The 18963-nt window shown below is 70.8% G+C and carries 17 protein-coding genes and 1 tRNA gene; 15 read left to right on the top strand and 3 right to left on the bottom strand.

Annotation, left to right across the window (positions count from 1 at the left end; translation table 11 throughout):
• Positions 1 to 22: 22 nt before the first annotated feature.
• A complete protein-coding gene (locus ACYVC6_RS02320; RefSeq protein WP_460710558.1) occupies positions 23 to 1294 on the top strand; it encodes a WD40 repeat domain-containing protein in 1272 nt (423 codons plus the stop codon).
• Between the two features lie 227 nt (positions 1295 to 1521).
• Positions 1522 to 2529, top strand: coding sequence for a serine hydrolase domain-containing protein (locus ACYVC6_RS02315; protein ID WP_460710556.1), 1008 nt, complete (start codon positions 1522 to 1524; stop codon positions 2527 to 2529).
• Between the two features lie 16 nt (positions 2530 to 2545).
• On the opposite strand, the gene ACYVC6_RS02310 is transcribed toward ACYVC6_RS02315, so the two are convergent.
• The gene (locus ACYVC6_RS02310; protein ID WP_460710554.1) at positions 2546 to 3310 is read right to left on the bottom strand and encodes a class I SAM-dependent methyltransferase; all 765 of its coding nucleotides are present in this window, start codon (positions 3308 to 3310) and stop codon (positions 2546 to 2548) included.
• A gap of 136 nt (positions 3311 to 3446) precedes the next feature.
• On the opposite strand from ACYVC6_RS02310, the gene ACYVC6_RS02305 reads away from it, so the two are divergent.
• From ACYVC6_RS02305 to ACYVC6_RS02280, 6 genes are all read left to right on the top strand, one after another.
• On the top strand, positions 3447 to 4112 hold the full coding sequence (locus ACYVC6_RS02305; RefSeq protein WP_460710552.1) for a response regulator: 666 nt from the start codon (positions 3447 to 3449) through the stop codon (positions 4110 to 4112).
• Positions 4109 to 5218 carry a sensor histidine kinase gene (locus ACYVC6_RS02300; protein WP_460710549.1) on the top strand — a complete coding sequence of 370 codons (1110 nt, stop codon included), beginning with the start codon at positions 4109 to 4111 and terminating at the stop codon, positions 5216 to 5218. Before ACYVC6_RS02305 ends, ACYVC6_RS02300 begins: the two co-directional genes overlap by 4 nt.
• A 103-nt stretch (positions 5219 to 5321) precedes the next feature.
• A complete protein-coding gene (locus ACYVC6_RS02295; RefSeq protein WP_460710547.1) occupies positions 5322 to 6617 on the top strand; it encodes a heparan-alpha-glucosaminide N-acetyltransferase domain-containing protein in 1296 nt (431 codons plus the stop codon).
• 468 nt (positions 6618 to 7085) lie between these two features.
• Positions 7086 to 7568, top strand: coding sequence for a hypothetical protein (locus tag ACYVC6_RS02290; protein WP_460710544.1), 483 nt, complete (start codon positions 7086 to 7088; stop codon positions 7566 to 7568).
• Between the two features lie 87 nt (positions 7569 to 7655).
• Positions 7656 to 8162, top strand: a complete 507-nt coding sequence (locus ACYVC6_RS02285; RefSeq protein ID WP_460710542.1) for a SigE family RNA polymerase sigma factor — start codon at positions 7656 to 7658, stop codon at positions 8160 to 8162.
• Positions 8159 to 9034, top strand: coding sequence for a hypothetical protein (locus ACYVC6_RS02280; protein ID WP_460710540.1), 876 nt, complete (start codon positions 8159 to 8161; stop codon positions 9032 to 9034). Before ACYVC6_RS02285 ends, ACYVC6_RS02280 begins: the two co-directional genes overlap by 4 nt.
• An 88-nt stretch (positions 9035 to 9122) precedes the next feature.
• Here ACYVC6_RS02280 and ACYVC6_RS02275 read toward each other — a convergent pair.
• Positions 9123 to 9206: transfer RNA gene (locus ACYVC6_RS02275), tRNA-Leu, on the bottom strand.
• Between the two features lie 214 nt (positions 9207 to 9420).
• Here ACYVC6_RS02275 and ACYVC6_RS02270 point away from each other — a divergent pair.
• Genes ACYVC6_RS02270 through pknB form a run of 7 tightly spaced genes read left to right on the top strand, consistent with a single transcriptional unit; the run spans position 9421 to position 18290 of the window.
• Positions 9421 to 10188 (top strand): FhaA domain-containing protein, encoded by a 768-nt coding sequence (locus ACYVC6_RS02270; protein WP_460710538.1) that lies wholly within the window; start codon positions 9421 to 9423, stop codon positions 10186 to 10188.
• Positions 10181 to 10654 (top strand): FHA domain-containing protein FhaB/FipA, encoded by a 474-nt coding sequence (locus ACYVC6_RS02265; protein ID WP_460710536.1) that lies wholly within the window; start codon positions 10181 to 10183, stop codon positions 10652 to 10654. The genes ACYVC6_RS02270 and ACYVC6_RS02265 overlap by 8 nt, the downstream gene beginning before the upstream one ends.
• Positions 10651 to 11976 carry a PP2C family protein-serine/threonine phosphatase gene (locus ACYVC6_RS02260; RefSeq protein WP_460710534.1) on the top strand — a complete coding sequence of 442 codons (1326 nt, stop codon included), beginning with the start codon at positions 10651 to 10653 and terminating at the stop codon, positions 11974 to 11976. The genes ACYVC6_RS02265 and ACYVC6_RS02260 overlap by 4 nt, the downstream gene beginning before the upstream one ends.
• Entirely contained in the window at positions 11976 to 13421 is a 1446-nt protein-coding gene (locus ACYVC6_RS02255) for an FtsW/RodA/SpoVE family cell cycle protein (protein ID WP_460710532.1), read from the top strand. Before ACYVC6_RS02260 ends, ACYVC6_RS02255 begins: the two co-directional genes overlap by 1 nt.
• Complete coding sequence (locus tag ACYVC6_RS02250; protein WP_460710530.1) at positions 13418 to 14887, top strand: peptidoglycan D,D-transpeptidase FtsI family protein; 1470 nt, start codon at positions 13418 to 13420, stop codon at positions 14885 to 14887. The genes ACYVC6_RS02255 and ACYVC6_RS02250 overlap by 4 nt, the downstream gene beginning before the upstream one ends.
• Complete coding sequence (locus tag ACYVC6_RS02245; protein WP_460710528.1) at positions 14884 to 16431, top strand: serine/threonine-protein kinase; 1548 nt, start codon at positions 14884 to 14886, stop codon at positions 16429 to 16431. Before ACYVC6_RS02250 ends, ACYVC6_RS02245 begins: the two co-directional genes overlap by 4 nt.
• Positions 16428 to 18290, top strand: a complete 1863-nt coding sequence (gene pknB, locus ACYVC6_RS02240; RefSeq protein WP_460710526.1) for a Stk1 family PASTA domain-containing Ser/Thr kinase — start codon at positions 16428 to 16430, stop codon at positions 18288 to 18290. Before ACYVC6_RS02245 ends, pknB begins: the two co-directional genes overlap by 4 nt.
• Here pknB and ACYVC6_RS02235 read toward each other — a convergent pair.
• A complete protein-coding gene (locus tag ACYVC6_RS02235) occupies positions 18232 to 18957 on the bottom strand; it encodes a DUF881 domain-containing protein (RefSeq protein WP_460710524.1) in 726 nt (241 codons plus the stop codon). The two genes, pknB and ACYVC6_RS02235, sit on opposite strands and share 59 nt — an antisense overlap.
• Positions 18958 to 18963 lie beyond the last annotated feature (6 nt).

The raw sequence follows: 18963 nt of genomic DNA, 5'->3' as shown, positions 1-18963 counted from the left end.
ACACACCAACCGAGGAGGACGCATGCGGCACGCAGCCCCGGTCCTGGCGCTCACCGCACTGCTGCTGACGGCCGCCGGATGCAGTAGCGAGAACGACGGCCAGAGGACGGGAGATGCCGGTGACCCTTCGACGTCGGCCAGCCCGGACGTGACCGCCGCACCCGCGCGTGCGACCCCGCCCCCCGACGCCCGCCCCGACTCCGACGGCTCGATCTACTTCGCGGCCCAGGCCGGCGGCGGTCCCGATCTGAGCGAGCCGGTCAGCTTCGAGCAGGCCGAGTTCCGCGGCAAGCCGACGAACATCTATCTCAGCCGCCGGGGCCAGCCGATCCGGCGGATCACCGCGACGTCCGCAGCTGAGCACTGCCCCCGCGTCTCACCCGACGACCGCCGGCTCGCCTACCTGGAGGGGACGACCCTGGTCGTGGTGCCGCTCGACGCCGCGGGCAACCCGGGGCCGCCCCAGCTGCGGCTGAAGCTGACGGAACCAGCCAGCTGCCCGCAGTGGTCACCCGATGGCCGCCGCCTGGGATACCTCGTCCTTCTCGGTGACGGGGAAATCCCTCTCTACGAGACCCGGCGCGCCGAGGTGCACGCGGCCACCCTCGACGGGCGCGACAGGGTGCTCGCCTCGTTCGAGACACAGATCTGGCACCAGCCGGAGTTCGCGTGGTCGCCGGACGGTGATCAGCTCGTCTGGACCACCGAGGGCGGCGTGTGGCGGGCCGCGCTGGACCGAAGCCCACCGGAGGTCGTCTGGCGTCCCGCGGAGGGCGACCCGTCCCAGGAGCTGCCGATGGCCTTCGACCAGCCGGTGTCCGTGGCCTGGCTGCGTCCGGGCGAGGTCGTCTTCACGGTCCTTGCCAGTGAGCCGGATCAGGCCAACAACCCGTACGGAAAGGGCACCGAGACCAGGACGGTGCACGTCGTCGACCTCGGCTCCGGTCGTGTGCAGAGGCTCCAGGAGCTGCCCGACTCCCAGACCGACTCCTGGTCACCGGACGGCACACGACTCGCCGTCGTCGGGACTGACGGACGGATCTGGGTGCACGACCGAGCGACGGGCGCGACGTCGAGGGTCGCGCCACGCTCGGTCGACGGCGACAAGCTTTCCATCTTCGACGTGGGGTGGTCACCCGACGGGCGTGACCTGCTCGGCATCGCGTGGAAGCGCGCCAGCGGATACGCCCTCTTCACGGTCCCGGGGGACGGCTCGTCGTCAGAGGCCCGGACGCCCTGGACCTGGGCGCTCGACTGGATCGGCCTGGATGACGTGGACTGGAGCAGCCGATGATCGGACGACTCGACGCCATCGCCGTTCTCCTTGTGCTCCCGGTGCTGCTCGGGGGATGCGGCGGTCCCGCTGGAGCGCCGGCAGGCTCCCACGTGCCGACGGAGTCACCGCCGGGGTCCGCGCCGCCGAGCGTCTCGGCCGTGCCGACGAGCGTGCCCTCCACGTCATCGCGCGAGTCGCCGGATCCCTTCCCCACGGCGGCATTCCGGGGACTCACCGAACGCCGCGTGCCAGCCGAGCTGTCCGCGACGCTGCAGGCGACCTTGACGGACGCCGCGAACGGGTACGGGGTGACCGCCACGGTGATGTCCGCCGAGGGAACATGGACCGGCGCCGTCGGGCGTGCCGAAGGGAAGACTCCGATGCCGCCGGACGCCCAGATGGCGATCGGGAGCGTCACCAAGTCGATCGTCGCGGCGCAGGTCATGCAACTGGTCGAGGCCGGCGACCTAGCGCTGGACGACCCGGTGGCTGACCACCTCCCGGCCTGGGTCCACCTGGACACCAACCACGCCACGATCCGGGACCTGATGGCCATGCGCAGCGGCTTGTCGGACTACGTCGACGACGTCACTTGGGACGCGGTCATCGCCCATCCCCGTCGGGGCGAGACCTGGCGCGAGGTCCTGGCCCGGGTCGGGCCGCCGACTGCTCCCGCCGGTGAGACCTTCGAATACAACAACACCAACTACCTGCTGCTCGGTCTGGTGATCGAGCACGTCCGAGGGCGCACGTTGGCTGAGGTGCTCCGGTCAGGCGTCCTGGCCGGCGAGGGGCTCGACCGCCTCATCTTCCAGCCCCACGAGCGACCCACGCCGCCGATGGCCATGCCCGCCGCGGAGAGTGGAGCGTTCGAGAAGGGCGGCGGGTACCTGCCCTCGCTGGCCGCCATCAGTGGCGCGGGCGGAGCGGGCGCGATGGCTTCGGACTCGCGGACCCTGGCGCGTTGGTGGGCCAGGTTCTGCGGGGGCGAGGTCGTGTCCCGGGACTCGTTGACCGAGATGAAGGCGAACCTCGCGTCCGACGAGGAGCGCTACGGCCTCGGCGTCATGGACGAGGACGGCGGGAGCAGGCCGGGCATGGGGCATGAAGGCCTGCAGGTGGGCTTCGCATCCTTCGCGAGATGCCTCTACGAGGACGGGATCGTCATCACCGTCCTGACCAACAACGAGGAGCTGGTCACCGGCGACGTCGTCGACGCGCTGGCCGAGGCCGCCGCGACCTGGGAGGGCTGACCAGACGCAATCTCGCTCAGGACCGGCCTGGCAGCGGTCTCAGCTTGAACATCAGGATGCCGAGGTACTTGTTCATCACCGCCAGCTTGTGCGGATACCGCTGGCCGACGTCGCTGGACATCTGTGGCTCGACCGCGGTCTCGATCCACATCCCCGCTGCACTGAAGACATTGAGCAGATCCGACATCGTGTACGGCCGCTTGGTCAGTCTGACGTCCTCGTTCCAGCTGCGATGTCGGTAGTCGAAAGAACGGGTGGAGAAGTACTCCTCGCCCAGTGACGTTCCGTTCTGCTCGGAGCGTTCGATCGCGTATCGGATCGGCTGCGTCCGGGTCAGCAGGATGAAGCCGTCGTCGGTCAGCATCGTGCGGGCGGTTCGCAGTGCGTGAACCGGGTCCTCGGCGTACCCGAACGACTGCAGGAACAAGATCCGGTCGAACCGTCGACCCGCAAGACCCGGCACCGCGGCCAGGTCGGAGAGGTCACCCTGGATGAGCTCCAGGCCGGGCGGCGCACACGAGATGAAGTTGTCACTGATGTCGACCCCGACCGAGGCGGCCGCCCCGTCCTGAACCAGCTCCGCGATCTTGGCTCCGTTGCCGCACCCCGCATCGAGCAGGCACAGCCCGGTGACGTCTCCGAGCAGGCCGCGCTGCGCGGGCCACTCGACCAGCCGATCCAGAGAGTCCTCCCTGACCCGCGCCCGCTCGTACCCCGACGCGAGCTCGGTCCACGGTCGGCTCGCGTCGCCGCCACCGGTGCCGAGAGAGCCCGTCGGCATCTGAGAGTCGTCCGCCACCATCGAGACAGAGGGTAGGCCCGAACTGCACTCCCTGAGCGTGAAACCCCCGTCCCGTTAGGCCCTAGAGTCGATCCGGCCGCGGCTCGGCGGCTTGATGAGGTGAGGCGGCTCGCTTGTGATCCGGGTAGTGGTGGTGGACGACGAGGCACTGGTTCGTTCGGGCTTCGAGCTCATCCTGAGTGCCGCGCCGGACATCGAGGTCGTCGCGACCGCGAACGGCGGCGACGCGGTGGCAACGGTCCGCGACGCGCGGCCCGACGTGGTGCTGCTCGACATCCGGATGCCGGACGTCGACGGGCTCACCGTCCTGCGGGAGCTGCGGTCGATGCCGGATCCGCCGACCGTGGCGATGCTGACGACGTTCGACGCCGACGAGTTCATCCTCACCGCGTTGAACTGCGGTGCGGCCGGGTTCCTGCTCAAGGACACCGAGCCGCACCAGCTCGCCCACCTGGTCCGCACCCTCGCCGCAGGTGGCGTGGTGCTGTCTCCCAAAGCGTCGCGGGCGTTGCTGCACAACGGCTACAGCCCTGCCTTAGACGAGGAGGCAGCCCGAGTCGGGCTGCTCACCGCCCGCGAGCGCGAGGTGCTCGTCCTGGTGGCGCAGGGGCTGTCGAACGCCGACATCGGGAAGCGGATCCACCTCGCGGTGGGCACGGTGAAGGACCATGTCAGCGCGATCCTCACCAAGCTGCGGGTGACCAGCCGGGTCCAGGCCGCCCTCCTGGCCCAGCGTGCCGGGCTGCTCGACGAGGGCCCACGGCCCGGGGCTGGAACGTGAGCCGTGCGGGTGCGGCGTGGCAGCGGGTGCCCGCGCCGGTCATCGACATCCTTTTGGTGGCGGTCGCGGCCCTGGATGTCTGGCTGAACACCTGGGACACCAGCCGACTGGTTCTCTCGCTGGGCGCGGTGGGCTGCACTGCTCTGGCGTTCCGGCGCAGGTTCCCGATCGCGGTGTTCCTGCTCACCCTCCCGATCGCGCTGACGCAGGACGTCGCCCTGGCCGTCCTCGTGTCGCTGTTCACCGTGGCCGAGCGCATCCGCGACCGCCGCGTCCTCGCGGCGTGCCTCGCCCTCGCCGCGCTAGCGGGCACCAACCCGTGGTTTCTGGACGAGATCGACCGGACCACCACACTGGCTGTCTTCGTCTACAGCCTGGCCACCGCCGCGGCCCCGGTCCTGCTCGGTCAGCTGCTCCAGGCGCATCGCGACCTGTCGCGCCGCCTGGTCGAGATCCAGGAGGCCAGGGAGCACGAGCGGGCCCTGCACGCCCAAACCGTGCTCGCCCGCGAGCGCACCCAGCTCGCCCGCGAGATGCACGACGTGGTCTCGCACCAGGTCAGCCTGATCGCCGTTCGAGCGGGCGCTCTACAGGTCGCCACCGTGGACGACGACGCCCGCGAGGCCGCCCGGACCATCCGGGGACTGTGCGTCACCACCCTCGACGAGCTGCGCACCATGGTCGCGCTGCTGCGCGCCTCCGGCGGCCGCACCACAGAGCTCAGTCCGCAGCCCACCCTGGCCGACCTTCGCAAGCTGGTGGAGACGAGCGGCACGCAGGCGGAGCTGTCGGGTGAGTTGCCTCCCGACGTGGGCACCCCGGCGCAACGGGCCGTCTACCGCACCGTGCAGGAGTCGTTGACCAACGTCAGGAAGCATGCCCCAGGCGCCAGCGCCCGCGTCGACCTCTGGCAGGACGGCGACGAGGTCGGAGTGACGGTCACCAACACCCCGGCCGTGCGGCCCTCCCTGTCCCTACCCGGGTCGGGGCATGGCCTCGTGGGCTTGAGGGAACGGGCCGAGCTGCTGCACGGCACCTTGCAGGCGGGACCGATCGACGACGGCGGCTATCGGGTGACCCTGCGCATCCCGTTCGGCGCGGAATGACACCCACGCCACCCACTCGGGAGGCTGATATCCGCCGATCGGGGGGGTGGTGACCGACGCCTGCCGGATGGTTCCGCGCAGGCCGTCCCCGAAGGCTTGAGGCATGACCAAGATGCAGCCCCTGCCGGAGGCGCCGGCCCCTCTGAAGCCCGCGCCTCCGCAGGCCCACAAGCCGTCCGGATCTCCACGACCGACCTCTGCCAGCCCTTCCATCGGACGCCTCGTCGGGGTGGACCTCGCCCGCGCCCTGGCGGTCTTCGGCATGTACGTCGTGCACATCGGACCCCCGCTCTCGGCCACGAGCGGCGCCGCCAGCTGGGTCCGCTACCTCGCTGATGGCCACTCCTCCGTCCTGTTCGCCACCCTGGCCGGCTTCTCGCTGATGCTGCTCGCCGGACGCTTCGAGCCGAAGACCGGTGTGGCGGGACGGCAGGCGAGGGCCAGGATCGCGATCCGCGCACTGGCGCTGCTCGCCCTCGGCACGCTGCTGGCCGTGGAGTACGGCGGGGTGATCATCCTCGGCTTCTACGGGCTGTACTTCCTGCTGGCCCTGCCGCTGGTGCGCCTGCGGGCGAAGACCCTCGCAATCGTTGCGGCTGTCATCGCGGTCGTCGGACCGCAGCTGGCGTTCTTCCTGACCTCGGTCCTCCCGTGGTCGATGCAGCAGAGCATCAGCGCCTACGACCCGCTCTACCGGCTGAGCGGGGTCGGGGTGCTCGACCTCCTGCTGACCGGGTTCTACCCAGCCATCACCTGGATGGCGTTCGTGGTGGCCGGCATGGCGCTGGGCCGTCTCGACTTGTCCGCCGTCGCCGTGCAGAAGCGCCTGGCCGCCCTCGGAGCCGGACTGACCACGGCCGCCTACGGCCTGTCGTTGCTGCTGGCTGGCAAGAACGCGCTGAGGAGCATGGCCGAGGACTCGTCGTCCGGCGGGTCTTCGTTCAGCGGCTCCGGGTCCTTCAGCAGCTCCGGGTCCTTCAGCGACTCCGGGTCCTTCAGCGACTCCGGGTCCTTCGGGCCGATGGAGTCGGCCTCCTACCTCCTGACCGCGGGGCCGCATAGCGGCACCACCTTCGACGTCATCGGCAGCGTCGGGGTCGCGATCCTCGTGATCCTCGGCGCCACGGTGGCGATGGAGCGCCTCCCCCGGCTGCGCCGACTCGCCACCCCGGTCATCGCCGTCGGCACGATGTCCCTGACCGCCTACGTCGGCCACTTCGTCGCTCCGACGTGGCTGGGTGTGCCGGGCGCGGACGGGCTCCAGAGCTCCTGGACCCCACTGCTCACCTACGTCCTGGTGGCGACCGTGTTCGCAGGGATCTGGTCGCGCTTCTTCCGCCGCGGACCCCTCGAGCACCTGCTCAACCTCGCCACCCATCCGGCGCGACGCATCAGATGAAGGGGACGAGGGCCGGGTTGCAGTTCGCGTACGACGGCAACCTGCGCCTCGGGCGGCCTAGACCAAGGTCTCCGACTTGGGTTCGGCCCCACCCCTGCGGCGCCCAGTCTGCGTTCAACGGGGTGACTTCAACCGGATCGAGGAGGTGGCCCCGTGGCTGGATGTAGAACCATGGTGAGGTCGAAGGCTGGGCCGCTTGCCCTGATGCTGTGTCTTGCTCTGGCCGCGTGCGCCGAGGACAACCCGGAGGATGCCAGCGGGATCGATCCCACCCCTCCTCTCACCACGTCCTCGACGACGCCGACCGTGTCAACGAGCCCGGACGGTCGTCTCGTTCGCGTCGTCGTGGAGCACGTGTGTACGAACAGCGAACTGATGCGGTGTCCCGAGCGCGGCGACCGGCCACCATCGCTGGAGCTCGAGCTGACGGTGCCCGGGGGGTGGCGACAGCTGGAGGAGTTTCCGAACGTGATCTCCCCAGAGCTCTCCACCCCCACCGAGGGCCCGGACGGAGCCGCCCTCCTGCTGGGCTGGACGACCTTCCAGGTGGGCCTGAACTCCGACCCATGCCTCACCCGTGCGGAGGTCAAGCAGTTCCCCGACGGTCACGAGACCCCCGACGTCCGGGTCGGGCCCAGCGTCGACGACTTCGTGGAGGCGGTCCAGAAGGTGAAGGCGTTCGACGTGACCCGCCCGGTGGATGCCGAGGTCGGTGGTCATCCGGCGCGGTTCTTCTCACTGGAGGGGCCGGACGACCTCAGCGCCTGCGAGTTGTGGCGTCCGTGGGATCCCGGGATCTTTGCTCAGGGAGAGAGCAACCACTGGGACGTGTGGGCCGTCGACGTCGCCGGTGACCGGGTGCTGATCCTCGCCCAGCACTTCCCGGACACGCCACCTGACACCGTGGCCCAGCTCGAGGAGATGGTCGGGACGATCCACTTCGGGCCGTAGGAAGAAACTCCACGGCCACCCCCACCCGCGAAGGCCCGGTTCTGCGTTAGGAGTGACTGACAGGGTCGTCGCGAGGAGAGTTGGCCCATGGACCGGGATGCCGAGCTCCGCGAGTTCGTGGCAGCACGCGGTGCTGCACTCTCGCGGACGGCGTACCTGCTCACCGGCGACCACCAGGCAGCCGAGGACCTGGTGCAGGACACCTACGTGGTCATGGTCCGGCGCTGGCAGAAGGCCGGCTCGGTGGATCCCGAGGCCTACGTCCGCAGGATCATGTACAGCCGTTTCGTCGACAGCTGGAGACGGCGGCGACTGCTGGAGCTGCCCTGGGCCTCGCCACCTGACTCCCCGGGCCGGGACGAAGCAGGCACGGCCACCGATCGGCTGACCCTCGAGAGCGCCCTGGACCGGCTCACGCCGCGGCAGCGCACCGTACTGGTGCTGCGGTTCTACGAGGACCTCACGGAGGTGCAGGCCGCCGACGTGCTCGGCATCAGCGTGAACACGGTGAAGTCGCAGGTCCGGGTCGCGCTCCAGCGGGTGCGTCAGCTGGCACCCGACAGTGTGGCCGCGTTCGAAGGAGTCGAGTCGTGACTGGCCTCAAGGATGCTCTCAACGAGATCGTCGCCGACTTTCCTCCATACGGCGATCTGGACCGCGCGATCAAGCAGGCCGCCCGTGAGCAACGTCGCCGTCGACTCGGTCTCGTTGCGGGCATCTCAGCCGCCGCGGCGGTGACCGTGATCGCCGGGACGCTGGCGATCACCCGCGAGAACGCCGCTACCCGACCGACCGAGCCACTGATCGCCCCGACCGAAGTCGAGCCGACGGTCGTTCGGGACATCCAGGACGGTCCGCTCGAGCCGGGCCGGTACAGGTACGTCCTGAAGAACGCGTGCGAGGACGTGCCGGGCTGCTCACGCCCGAGCTCCCTGCCTCCGCCGCTGGACATCGAGGTGACGGTGCCTGCGGGATGGCAGCAGCTGCCGGACTTCCCCAACGTGGTCACGCCGGAGAGCCCCCTCTCGACACAAGCGCCGGACGGAGCCGCGCTGGTCCTCGGCTGGACCAATATCTGGGCAGAGCTGTACGCCGACCCCTGTCTCCCTGAGAAGCCCGGGCGGCCCGACATCACGGTGGGGCCGAGCGTCGACGACTTCGTCGAAGCGGTCCGGGCCAGCCGGCGGCTCGACGTCACCCCACCCGTGGAAGCACACGTCGGCGGCCACCCCGCCCGCTTCTTCACGCTCAGGGTGCCGGCGGACATCAGCGGCTGTGAGTTCTGGCGACCGTGGGAGCCGAGCTTCTACGCACAGGGGCCGAGCAACATCTGGGATGTCTGGGTCATCGACGTCGACGGCTTCCGCGTGTTGATCGTGACCAACTACTTCCCGGGCACGCCGACCGAGACTGTCGCCGAGCTCCACGAGATGGTCGAATCCATCGGCTTCAGACCCCGGGACTGACCACCCACCCGCGTTCCAAGCACCGCGCGCGGAGCTGGCGTCGAAAGGACGAAGCCCCGGATCCGAGGACCCGGGGCTTCGCCACACGTGCGCGAGGGGGGAGTTGAACCCCCACGTCCTTTCGGACACACGGACCTGAACCGTGCGCGTCTGCCTATTCCGCCACTCGCGCGTGGCGCCCCGCATGCGCAGGGCCCCAAGAGGGTAGCCCAGCGGCAGGAGCGGCAACAAAAGTGCGCGAACGCGTGGTCTGCGTCATGCGCAGGGCGGCGGCTGCGGGAGTCGGCGTGGCCACCCCGATACAGTCGGGACGGTCCCGCCACCGTGCGGCACTCAGGCCTGCCATCAACCAGAGCACACCACCACCACTCGGGGAAGGAGGCGACGTGGGCGGACTCCAGCGCTTCGAGCAACGGCTCGAGAGCATGATCTCCGGCGCCTTCGCGCGCGCCTTCCGCTCCGCGGTGCAGCCGGTGGAGATCGCCGCCGCCCTGCAGCGCGAGTGCGACAACAACGCGCAGATCCTCTCCCGCGAGCGGCGGATGGTGCCCAACGACTTCCACGTCGAGCTCAGCACCAGCGACCTCGAGCGCCTGGCGCCGTACGACACCGCGCTCGCCGACGAGCTGACCCACCAGGTCCAGGACCACGCCGACGCCCAGGGCTACGTGTTCCCGGGGCCGATCGCGATCGAGTTCGAGTCGGCGGAGGACCTGGTCACCGGCCGGTTCCGGATCCGCAGCCGCGCCCAGGCCCGGGTGCAGAGCAACGCGACGCACACGCAGGTACGCCGGGCGCGGGCCGTGCTCGAGATCAACGGCACCAAGCACCCGCTGACGCCGCCCGGTCTCGTGGTGGGCCGCGGCACGGAAGCCGACGTCCGGATCAACGACCCTGGGGTTAGTCGCCGGCACGTCGAGTTCGCGGTCGAGTCTGTCGCCACCGGGTCCGGGTCGCACGACCTGCGCATCGAGGCCAGGGACCTCGGGTCCACCAACGGCATCCTCATCGACGGCCACAAGGTCACCAAGGCCGGCGTCCGCGACGGCAGCGTGGTCCGGGTCGGCAACACCACGATGACCGTCCGGATGGGCGAGGACGTCGACGACGGACTGGGCGGGCTGGGCGACGGGTTCGGGGGCCAGGGTGTCTGAGCTGACGCTGTTCCTGATCCGGATCGCCTACCTGGCCATCCTGTGGATCTTCGTGCTCTCGGCCATCTCGGTCATCCGGTCCGACATGTTCGGCGCCCGGGTGCCCGAGGCCGCCCGCGCCGCCGAGCCCAAGGGCCGCGAGCGCAGGCCCAAGCAGCCGGCCAAGCGGCGTGGCTCGCCCACCCATGTCCTCGTGGTCGAGGGCAGCAACTCCGGCCAGCGCGCCGAGCTCGAGGCGGCGCCGATCCTGATCGGCCGCGGCAGCGACGCCGCGATCAGGCTCGACGACGACTACGTCTCGACCCGGCACGCCCGGATCGCCGCCAGCGGCGACCAGTGGTTCGTGGAGGACCTCGGCTCCACCAACGGCACCTACATCGGCACTGTCCGCATCACCCAGCCCACCACCATCACCCTCGGCACCCAGGTCCGCATCGGCAAGACGATCCTCGAGCTGAGGAAATGAAACTCGACTTCTCGGCGATCTCCGACGTGGGCCGGGTCCGCAGGGACAACCAGGACTCCGGCTATGCCGGCGCCCGTCTCCTCGCCGTCTGCGACGGGGTGGGCGGTGCCGCTCGCGGCGACATCGCCTCGGCCACGGCGATCCAGCAGCTGCGGAACCTGGACGAGGAACCGTCGATCGCACCCGCCGCGGGCGCACCGGGCGACAGCCTGAGCGGCGACGTGCTGCTGACCCGCATCTCCGAGGCACTGCACCGCGCACGCGACAGGATCGTCGAGCTGGTCGACGAGGACCCCGCCCTCGAGGGCACCAGCACCACGGCCACGATCGCGCTCTTCGACGGCGCCCGGGTCGGCATCGGGCACGTCGGTGACAGCCGTGCCTACCTCTTCCGCGACGGCGAGATCAGCCGGCTCACCAACGACCACACGTTCGTCCAGGGCCTGATCGACGAGGGCCGGATCACTGAGGAAGAGGCCCGGGTCCACCCGCACCGCAACCTGATCCTCCGCTCGGTCGACGGCAACCACGAGCTCGAGCCGGACCTGTTCGTGCTCGAGCTGGCGGTCGGCGACCGGCTCCTGCTCTGCAGCGACGGTGCCTGCGGGGTGCTGGACGACGGCCGGCTGGCCGACATCCTCTCCGGTGGCTCCCCCGACTACGCCGCCGTCGAGCTGGTCCGCGCCAGCCTCGAGGCCGGCAGCTCCGACAACGTCACCTGCGTCGTCGCCGACGTCAAGGACGACGGCGCCGAGGTCCAGCACGACATGCCGCTGATGGTGGGCGCGGCCGCCGAGCTGCGCCGCCGGGGCCGCGGCGGCCGGAGCGCGACGGGCAAGTCGCCCAGCCTGTTCCGGGGCCATCGGGCCGGCGACACCGGCGAGCTCGAGCCGATCGCCGCCGAGATCCTCGACGAGGTCCCGTTCGCGATCCAGTCCGACCCGGAGGTCGCCCGCTACGCGCCCCGCGCCCCCCACCGCCTGCGCTGGCTGCGCCTTGTCCTGGTGGCGTTCGTGGTCGTCGGCCTCGTGTGGACCGGCCTCGCGGTGGCCTGGTCGTGGACCCAGCAGCAGTACTACGTCGGCGAGGACGACGGCCTGGTCGTCATCTACCGCGGGCTCGACGCCTCGCTGCCCGGTCTCGAGCTGTCCGAGCCCTACGAGCGCAGCAACGTCGACCTGACGCGGCTCTCCGACTTCGACGCCCGCCAGGTGCGCGACGGCATCGACGCCGGCAGCCTCGACGATGCGCGCAGTACCGTCGAGAGCCTGGCTGCGCGGATGACCCCCGCCGACACCGAGACGACCGGGGCGACCGACTGATGGCGCAGCTGTCCGCCCAGGCCGGCCAGGGGCTCATGGGCTTCGTGCACCGGCGTCGCCGGGGCGCCGAGCTCTTCCTCCTGGTGCTCGCCCTCGCCGTCGGCATCGGCGCCTACGCCGCGGTCGGCATCGGGGTCGACGAGGAGGTGCCGGCCGACATCGTGGGCTACGGCGGCTGGCTGGCCGGCCTGACGATCGCGGCGCACATCGCGGTGCGGCTGGTCGCGCCGTACGCCGACCCGGTGCTGCTGCCCGCGGTCGCCGCACTCAACGGGCTCGGGCTGGCCGTGATCCACCGGCTCGACCTGGCCTACGAGGAAGCCGGGCGGGAGAACCACACGTTCGCCACCCAGCAGCTCACCTGGATGACCGTCGGCGTCGCGCTGTTCGTCGCCACGCTGGTGCTCCTGCGCGACCACCGGGTGCTCACCCGCTTCACCTACACCTCGGGTCTGAGCGCGATCGTGCTGCTCCTGCTGCCGATGGTCCCCGGGGTCGGCAAGACGGTCAACGGCGCCAAGATCTGGATCGGGATCGGCCCGTTCAGCTTCCAGCCCGGCGAGGTCGCCAAGGTGCTGCTGGTCGTCGCGTTCGCCGGCTATCTCGTGCTCCACCGGGACGCGCTGGCCCTCGCCGGCCGCCGGCTGCTGTTCGTCGACCTGCCGCGCGGCCGCGACCTGGGCCCGATCCTGGTCATGTGGCTGATCAGCCTGGCGGTCCTGGTGTTCCAGAAGGACCTCGGCTCCAGCCTGCTGTTCTTCGGCCTCTTCCTGATCATGCTCTACGTCGCCACCGAGCGGCCCGGCTGGCTGGCCCTGGGCGGACTGCTCTTCGTGGGCGGCAGCGCGGCCATCTACTTCCTCTCCGACACGGTGGGCGGGCTGAGCCACGTCCAGAACCGCATCAACATCTGGCTCGACCCGATGGCCTACTACGACCAGAGCCCCGGCAGCGGCCAGCTCGTCGAGGGCCTCTTCGGGATGGCCTGGGGCGGGCTCATCGGCCGTGGCTTCGGCGGCGGGAGCCCCGAGCGGGTGCCCTTCGCCGAGTCCGACTTCATCGTGGCCGCCATCGGCGAGGAGCTGGGACTCACCGCGGTGATCGCGGTCATCCTGGTCTACGGCCTGATCGTCGAGCGCGCGCTGCGGGCAGCGCTGATCTCCCGCGACGGCTTCGGCAAGCTGGTCGCCGTCGGCCTGGCCGGCGTACTCGCGCTCCAGGTCTTCGTCGTCATCGGCGGGGTGACCAAGCTGATCCCGCTCACTGGCCTCACCACCCCGTTCCTCTCCTACGGCGGCTCGTCGCTGGTCGCCAACTGGGTGATCGTCGCCCTGCTGCTGCGCATCTCCGACCTCGCGCGGCGGCCGGTCCCCGACCTCTCCGAGGACGACGACGTCGACGAGATGTCGACCCAGGTCATCAGGACGGCGGGGGTGCCGTCGTGAACAAGCCGATCCGCACCATCTCGGTGTTCTGCCTCCTCCTGTTCCTGGCGCTGATGGCCAACGCGACCTGGCTGCAGTACGCCAAGTCCCAGGACTACGCCGAGGACCCGCGCAACCGGCGGATCATCGAGGCGGCCTACTCCGCCGAGCGCGGCGCCATCCTGGTGGGGCGCGACCCGGTGGCGGAGAGCAAGCCGGTTGACGACAAGTACGAGTTCCAGCGCGAGTACGCCGAGCCCGAGAAGTACGCACACCTCACCGGCTACTTCTCCTACTTCAGCCAGACCGGCGTCGAGCAGACCCAGAACCGCCTCCTCTCCGGCGACGATGACCTGCTGTTCGTCACCAAGCTGGTGGACCTGCTCTCGGGCAAGGCCGGCAAGGGCGGCAACGTCCAGCTCACCATCGACCGGGCCGCGCAGAACGCCGCCTACGACGCCCTCGAGGCCCTGCCCGGTGAGGTGGAGGCCTCGGTCGTGGCCCTCGAGCCCGACACCGGCAAGATCCTGGCGATGGCCTCACTGCCGTCCTACGACCCCAACGAGCTGGCCTCCCACGACTTCCCGTCGGTCCTCGAGGCCTACGAACGGCTCGACCAGCGCGAGGACGAGCCGCTGGTCAACCGGGCGATCCGGACGACGCTCCCGCCGGGATCGACGTTCAAGCTGGTGACCGCCGCCGCGGCGATCGAGAGCGGCGCCTACGAGGCCTCGGGCGAGGTGCCCGGCGGCGCGTCCTACCAGCTGCCCCAGACCAGCGACAGCTCCGGCCTCATCGACAACGAGGGCCGCGAGTGCGGGGTCGACAAGATCCCGTTCGAGCAGGCGATGGGCAACTCCTGCAACACGACGTTCGCCCAGCTCGGCGTCGAGCTAGGCGAGGACGAGCTGCGTGAGCAGGCCGAGGCGTTCGGGTTCAACCAGGAGTACTTCGACGACCTCGGCGCTCAGTCGGTGTCCAACTTCCCCGAGCGGGCCAACCCGCCCCAGACGGGGCAGTCGGCCATCGGCCAGTTCGAGGTGCAGGCCAGCCCGCTGCAGATGGCCATGGTCGTGGCGGGGATCGCCAACCAGGGCACTGTGATGCGGCCCTACCTGGTCGACCAGGTCCAGTCGCCGACGTTCGAGGTGCTCCGTCAGACCGAGCCGGAGGAGTTCTCCAAGGCGGTCTCCGCGTCCACCGCCGACCAGCTCACCGACCTGATGGTCTACACCGTCGAGGAGGGCACCGCCTCTCCCGCCGCCATCAACGGGTTCACGGTCGCCGGCAAGACCGGCACCGCGCAGAGCGGCCAGGACGACGTGCCGCCGTACGCCTGGTTCGTCGCCTTCGCCCCCGCGCAGGACCCCCAGGTCGCGGTGGCCGTGATGATCCAGAAGATCGAGGACGTGGAGCGCGGCGAGATCGCCGGCGGCCGGCTCGGCGGACCCATCGCCAAGGCGATCATGGAGGCGGTGATCCAGTGAGCGACACACCCACCGGCCCGATGCAGCCCCCGATGCCGCCCCCGGAGGAGCCGCCGCGCTTCGCCGACGACGCCCGCCGCTACCGCCTCGACAGCCGGATCGCCACCGGCGGGATGGGCGAGGTCTGGCGCGGCACCGACACCGCCCTCAGCCGGCCGGTCGCCATCAAGCTGCTCAAGCACGAGTACGCCGACGACGCGACGTTCCGGTCCCGCTTCGAGACCGAGGCCCGGCACGCCGCGGGCCTGCAGCACCCGGGCATCGCCGCGGTCTTCGACGTGGGCGAGTCCCAGGCCTCGGGCGTCGCGGACGGCTCTGGGATCCCGCGGCCGTTCCTGGTGATGGAGCTCGTCGACGGGCAGCCGCTCTCGGCGCTGCTGCGGCCGGGCCAGTCGCTCGACCCAGCCGCGGTCCGCGACCTGCTCGCCCAGGCGGGCGACGCGATCGGCGCCGCCCACCGGGGTGGGATCGTGCACCGCGACATCAAGCCCGCCAACCTGATGGTCACGCCCGACCGCAAGATCAAGATCACCGACTTCGGCATCGCCCGCGCCAGCGAGGGCCTCGGTCTGACCGGCACCGGCCAGGTCATGGGCACCCCGCAGTACCTCTCCCCCGAGCAGGCCCGCGGCGAGGTCGCCACCTCCGCCTCCGACGTCTACTCGCTCGGGGTCGTGGCCTTCGAGTGCCTCGCCGGCCGACGTCCCTTCGAGGCCGAGTCGCCGGTCGCCACGGCGCTGGCCCACATCCAGCAGCCGGTGCCCGAGCTGCCGCCATCGGTGCCCGCCGACCTCGCCGCCGTCGTCCAGCGGGCGCTCGCGAAGGACCCACAGGCCCGGTTCAGGGATGGCACGGCGTTCGCCGCCGCCCTGCGCGACCCGTCGACCGCCGCCACCCAGGTCGTGGCCCCGCCGGTCCCCGTGCCCGCGCCGGCACCCACCCCGGCACCGACCCCCGTCGACCTGCACGAGCAGGTCACGGCCTACGACGACGAGGACCGCCGCAACGCCTGGCCGCTGGTCGTGCTGCTCCTGGCCCTGGTCGCCGCCGCGGTCATCATCGCCCTGGTCCTCACCCGCGACGGCGACGACCCCCAGGACGACCTCGGCGACGACCCGGTCCCGTCGCAGACGCAGTCGTCCGAGACCCCGTCCGAGACGCCCACGGAGAGCGAGACCCCCGAGCTGATCGAGCTCGACCCGGACGACTACGTGGGCCGCGACATCGACGAGGTCCTCGCCGACCTGCGCCAGCTCGGGCTCGAGCCGGACGCGCAGCGGATCGACAACCCCGGCGACAAGGAGACCGACACCGTCGAGTCGGTCTCTCCGACCAGCGGGCTGTCCGAGGGCGATGTCGTGACCGTGACCTACTACGCCGCCCCGGAACCCACCGAGGAGCCGACGCCGACCCCGGAGCCCACGCCGACGCCGACGCCCACGCCGACCCCGGAGCCAAGCCTGCCCACCGGATCTGCCAGCGGCGGCGGCGCGACGGGCTCCTCGTCCCCCACGGCCACCCCGATCCAAGAGGCAACACCATGAGCCACCCCACACCTCCCCCACCGCCCGCCGGCCCGCCCATGGTCGGCGGCCGCTACGAGCTCGGCGAGCTGCTCGGCCGCGGCGGCATGGCCGAGGTGCGCAAGGGCAACGACTCGCGGCTCGGCCGCGTGGTCGCGATCAAGAGGCTGCGCACCGACCTCGCCAGCGACTCGACGTTCCAGGCGAGGTTCCGTCGCGAGGCGCAGTCTGCGGCCTCCCTCAACCACCCTGCGATCGTCTCCGTCTACGACACCGGCGAGGAGCTCGCCACCGACGGGTCCGGGGTCGCCCAGCCCTACATCGTCATGGAGTTCGTCGCTGGACGGACGCTGCGCGACATCCTGCGCGAGGGCCGCAAGATCCTCCCCGAGCGCGCCCTGGAGATCACCTCGGGGGTGCTGTCCGCGCTGGACTACAGCCACCGGGCCGGGATCATCCACCGCGACATCAAGCCCGGCAACGTGATGCTGACCCCGAGCGGCGACGTCAAGGTCATGGACTTCGGCATCGCCCGGGCGATGAGCGACGCCAACACGATGACCCAGACCGCGGCGGTCGTCGGCACCGCGCAGTACCTCTCCCCCGAGCAGGCCCGCGGCGAGACGGTCGACTCGCGCTCGGATGTCTACTCCGCGGGCTGCCTGCTCTACGAGCTCCTCACCGGTCGGCCGCCGTTCGTCGGGGACAGCCCGGTCGCTGTCGCCTACCAGCACGTCCGCGAGCAGGCCGCCCCGCCGTCGGCGCACGACGCCGACCTGCCGCCGGCGGTGGACGCGATCGTGATGAAGGCGCTCGCCAAGCGCCTCGAGGACCGCTACCAGTCCGCCGCGGCGATGCGCAGCGACATCGAGCGCTACCTCGCCGGTCGCCCGGTCCAGGCCCCGGTGCCGGTCCCGGCGCCGGACCCTGACTACCAGACCCAGACCACCGTGGTCGGTGCCCCGCAGACCGACAGCACCTCGGTGCGGCCGCGCCAGCCGGTCCCGCCCGACGACGACCGGCGTACGCCCCGCACCGGCCTCCTCGTCCTGCTCGGCCTGCTCGTCATCGCGCTCATCGTCGGTGCCGTGCTCGCCTTCGGCAGCGACCTGTTCGAGTCGGCGCCCGAGCAGGAGCAGGTGCCCAACCTGATCGGCCTCACCGAGGACCAGGCCAGGATCGCCATCGGCGAGGCGGGCCTCACGGTCGGCGAGGTCGACTACGAGGCCAGCGAGACCGTCAACAAGGACGCGGTCATCGAGCAGGACCCCAACCGCGACCAGTACGTCGACCCGGGGACCGAGGTCGACCTCGTCGTCTCGACCGGCAAGCCGATGGTCCAGGTGCCGTTCGTCGTGGGTCAGACCAAGACCGAGGCCCGCAACCAGCTGCGCAACGCCAAGCTCGAGGTGAAGTTCGAGACCGAGGAGTCCGACCAGCCGAAGGGCGAGGTCGTGCGCACCAAACCCGCGGGCGGTGAGACCGTCCAGCAGGGCCTCACCGTCACGGTCTTCGTCTCCGACGGTCAGGAAAAGGTCCCCAACGTCATCGGCCTGCAACAGGCTGAGGCCGAGGAGCGGATCCGGGCGGCCAAGTTCGACCCCCAGGTCCGCAACGACAACACCTCCACCGAGCCGGCCGGCACCGTCACCGACCAGTTCCCGATCGACGGCACCCTCGCCGAGGGCTCGACGGTGATCATCTTCGTCTCGGTCTACGTCGAGCCGCCGCCGCCGACCGAGACCCCGACGGAGACGCCGACCGACCAGCCCACCGACCAGCCGACGATCCCGCCCGCGCGGGTGGGGCCGCGCCTTGGCGCTAGCGCAGCGGCCGGGCGAAGGACAGGCCGAGCAGGCCGGCGTACGCCGGCGCGATGAGCTCGTCGACCGGTTCGAAGTCCCAGCCGACGGCGATGTCGGGGTCGTTGGCCTGCTCCCGGTAGACCTGCAGGTAGGAGTCCTGGGCGATGGCCGCGGTCAGCTCACCCGTGTCGCCGAGCCCCTCGATCACGTAGGGCTGGGGATAGGGCACGCCCTGGAGGAGCACCGAGTTGCCCTCACACTTGATGCCAGTGGTCGAGATGACCCGCTGACCTTGGATGGTGACCGCCTCGGCGCCGCCCTTCCACAGCGCATTGACGACGGCCTGGATGTCCTGCTGGTGCACCACCAGCAGGTTCTTGTCGCCGGTGGCGGCGTCGATCACCTCGTCGGGCGCGTCCGAGAGGGTGATCTGCACGCCCGAACCCTTGCGTTCGACCAGGCCGGCGGGGTCCCGGAGCTGCTCGACCTGCGCCTGCACCCGCTGCACCGTGTCGTCCTCGACCCGGGAGCCCAGCTCGGCCACTTCCTCGGTGAGCGTGTTGACCTGGTCGGTCAGGTCCTCGGCGCGCTCCGCCTCGGCACCGACGAGACTGGCCAGGTCGTCGTAGCGACCCGGCCTCAGGTCGGTGCCCTCGCTGGACTGCGCACTGACCACGAACAGCGTCCCGCAGAGCAGTGCGACGACCGGCGTACCGATCCGCCACGTCCTGCTCCTACGCACGCCGAC

The sequence above is a fragment of the Nocardioides dilutus genome, from assembly GCF_054779555.1.
This window is presented reverse-complemented; position numbering and strand designations above follow the sequence as displayed.

Coding starts and splice junctions, on each gene's coding strand:
- ACYVC6_RS02320 (WP_460710558.1), top strand. CDS start 23: ATGCGGCACGCAGCCCCGGTCCTGGCGCTCACCGCACTGCTGCTGACG.
- ACYVC6_RS02310 (WP_460710554.1), bottom strand. CDS start 3,310: ATGCCGACGGGCTCTCTCGGCACCGGTGGCGGCGACGCGAGCCGACCG.
- ACYVC6_RS02295 (WP_460710547.1), top strand. CDS start 5,322: ATGACCAAGATGCAGCCCCTGCCGGAGGCGCCGGCCCCTCTGAAGCCC.
- ACYVC6_RS02285 (WP_460710542.1), top strand. CDS start 7,656: ATGGACCGGGATGCCGAGCTCCGCGAGTTCGTGGCAGCACGCGGTGCT.
- ACYVC6_RS02260 (WP_460710534.1), top strand. CDS start 10,651: ATGAAACTCGACTTCTCGGCGATCTCCGACGTGGGCCGGGTCCGCAGG.
- ACYVC6_RS02255 (WP_460710532.1), top strand. CDS start 11,976: ATGGCGCAGCTGTCCGCCCAGGCCGGCCAGGGGCTCATGGGCTTCGTG.
- pknB (WP_460710526.1), top strand. CDS start 16,428: ATGAGCCACCCCACACCTCCCCCACCGCCCGCCGGCCCGCCCATGGTC.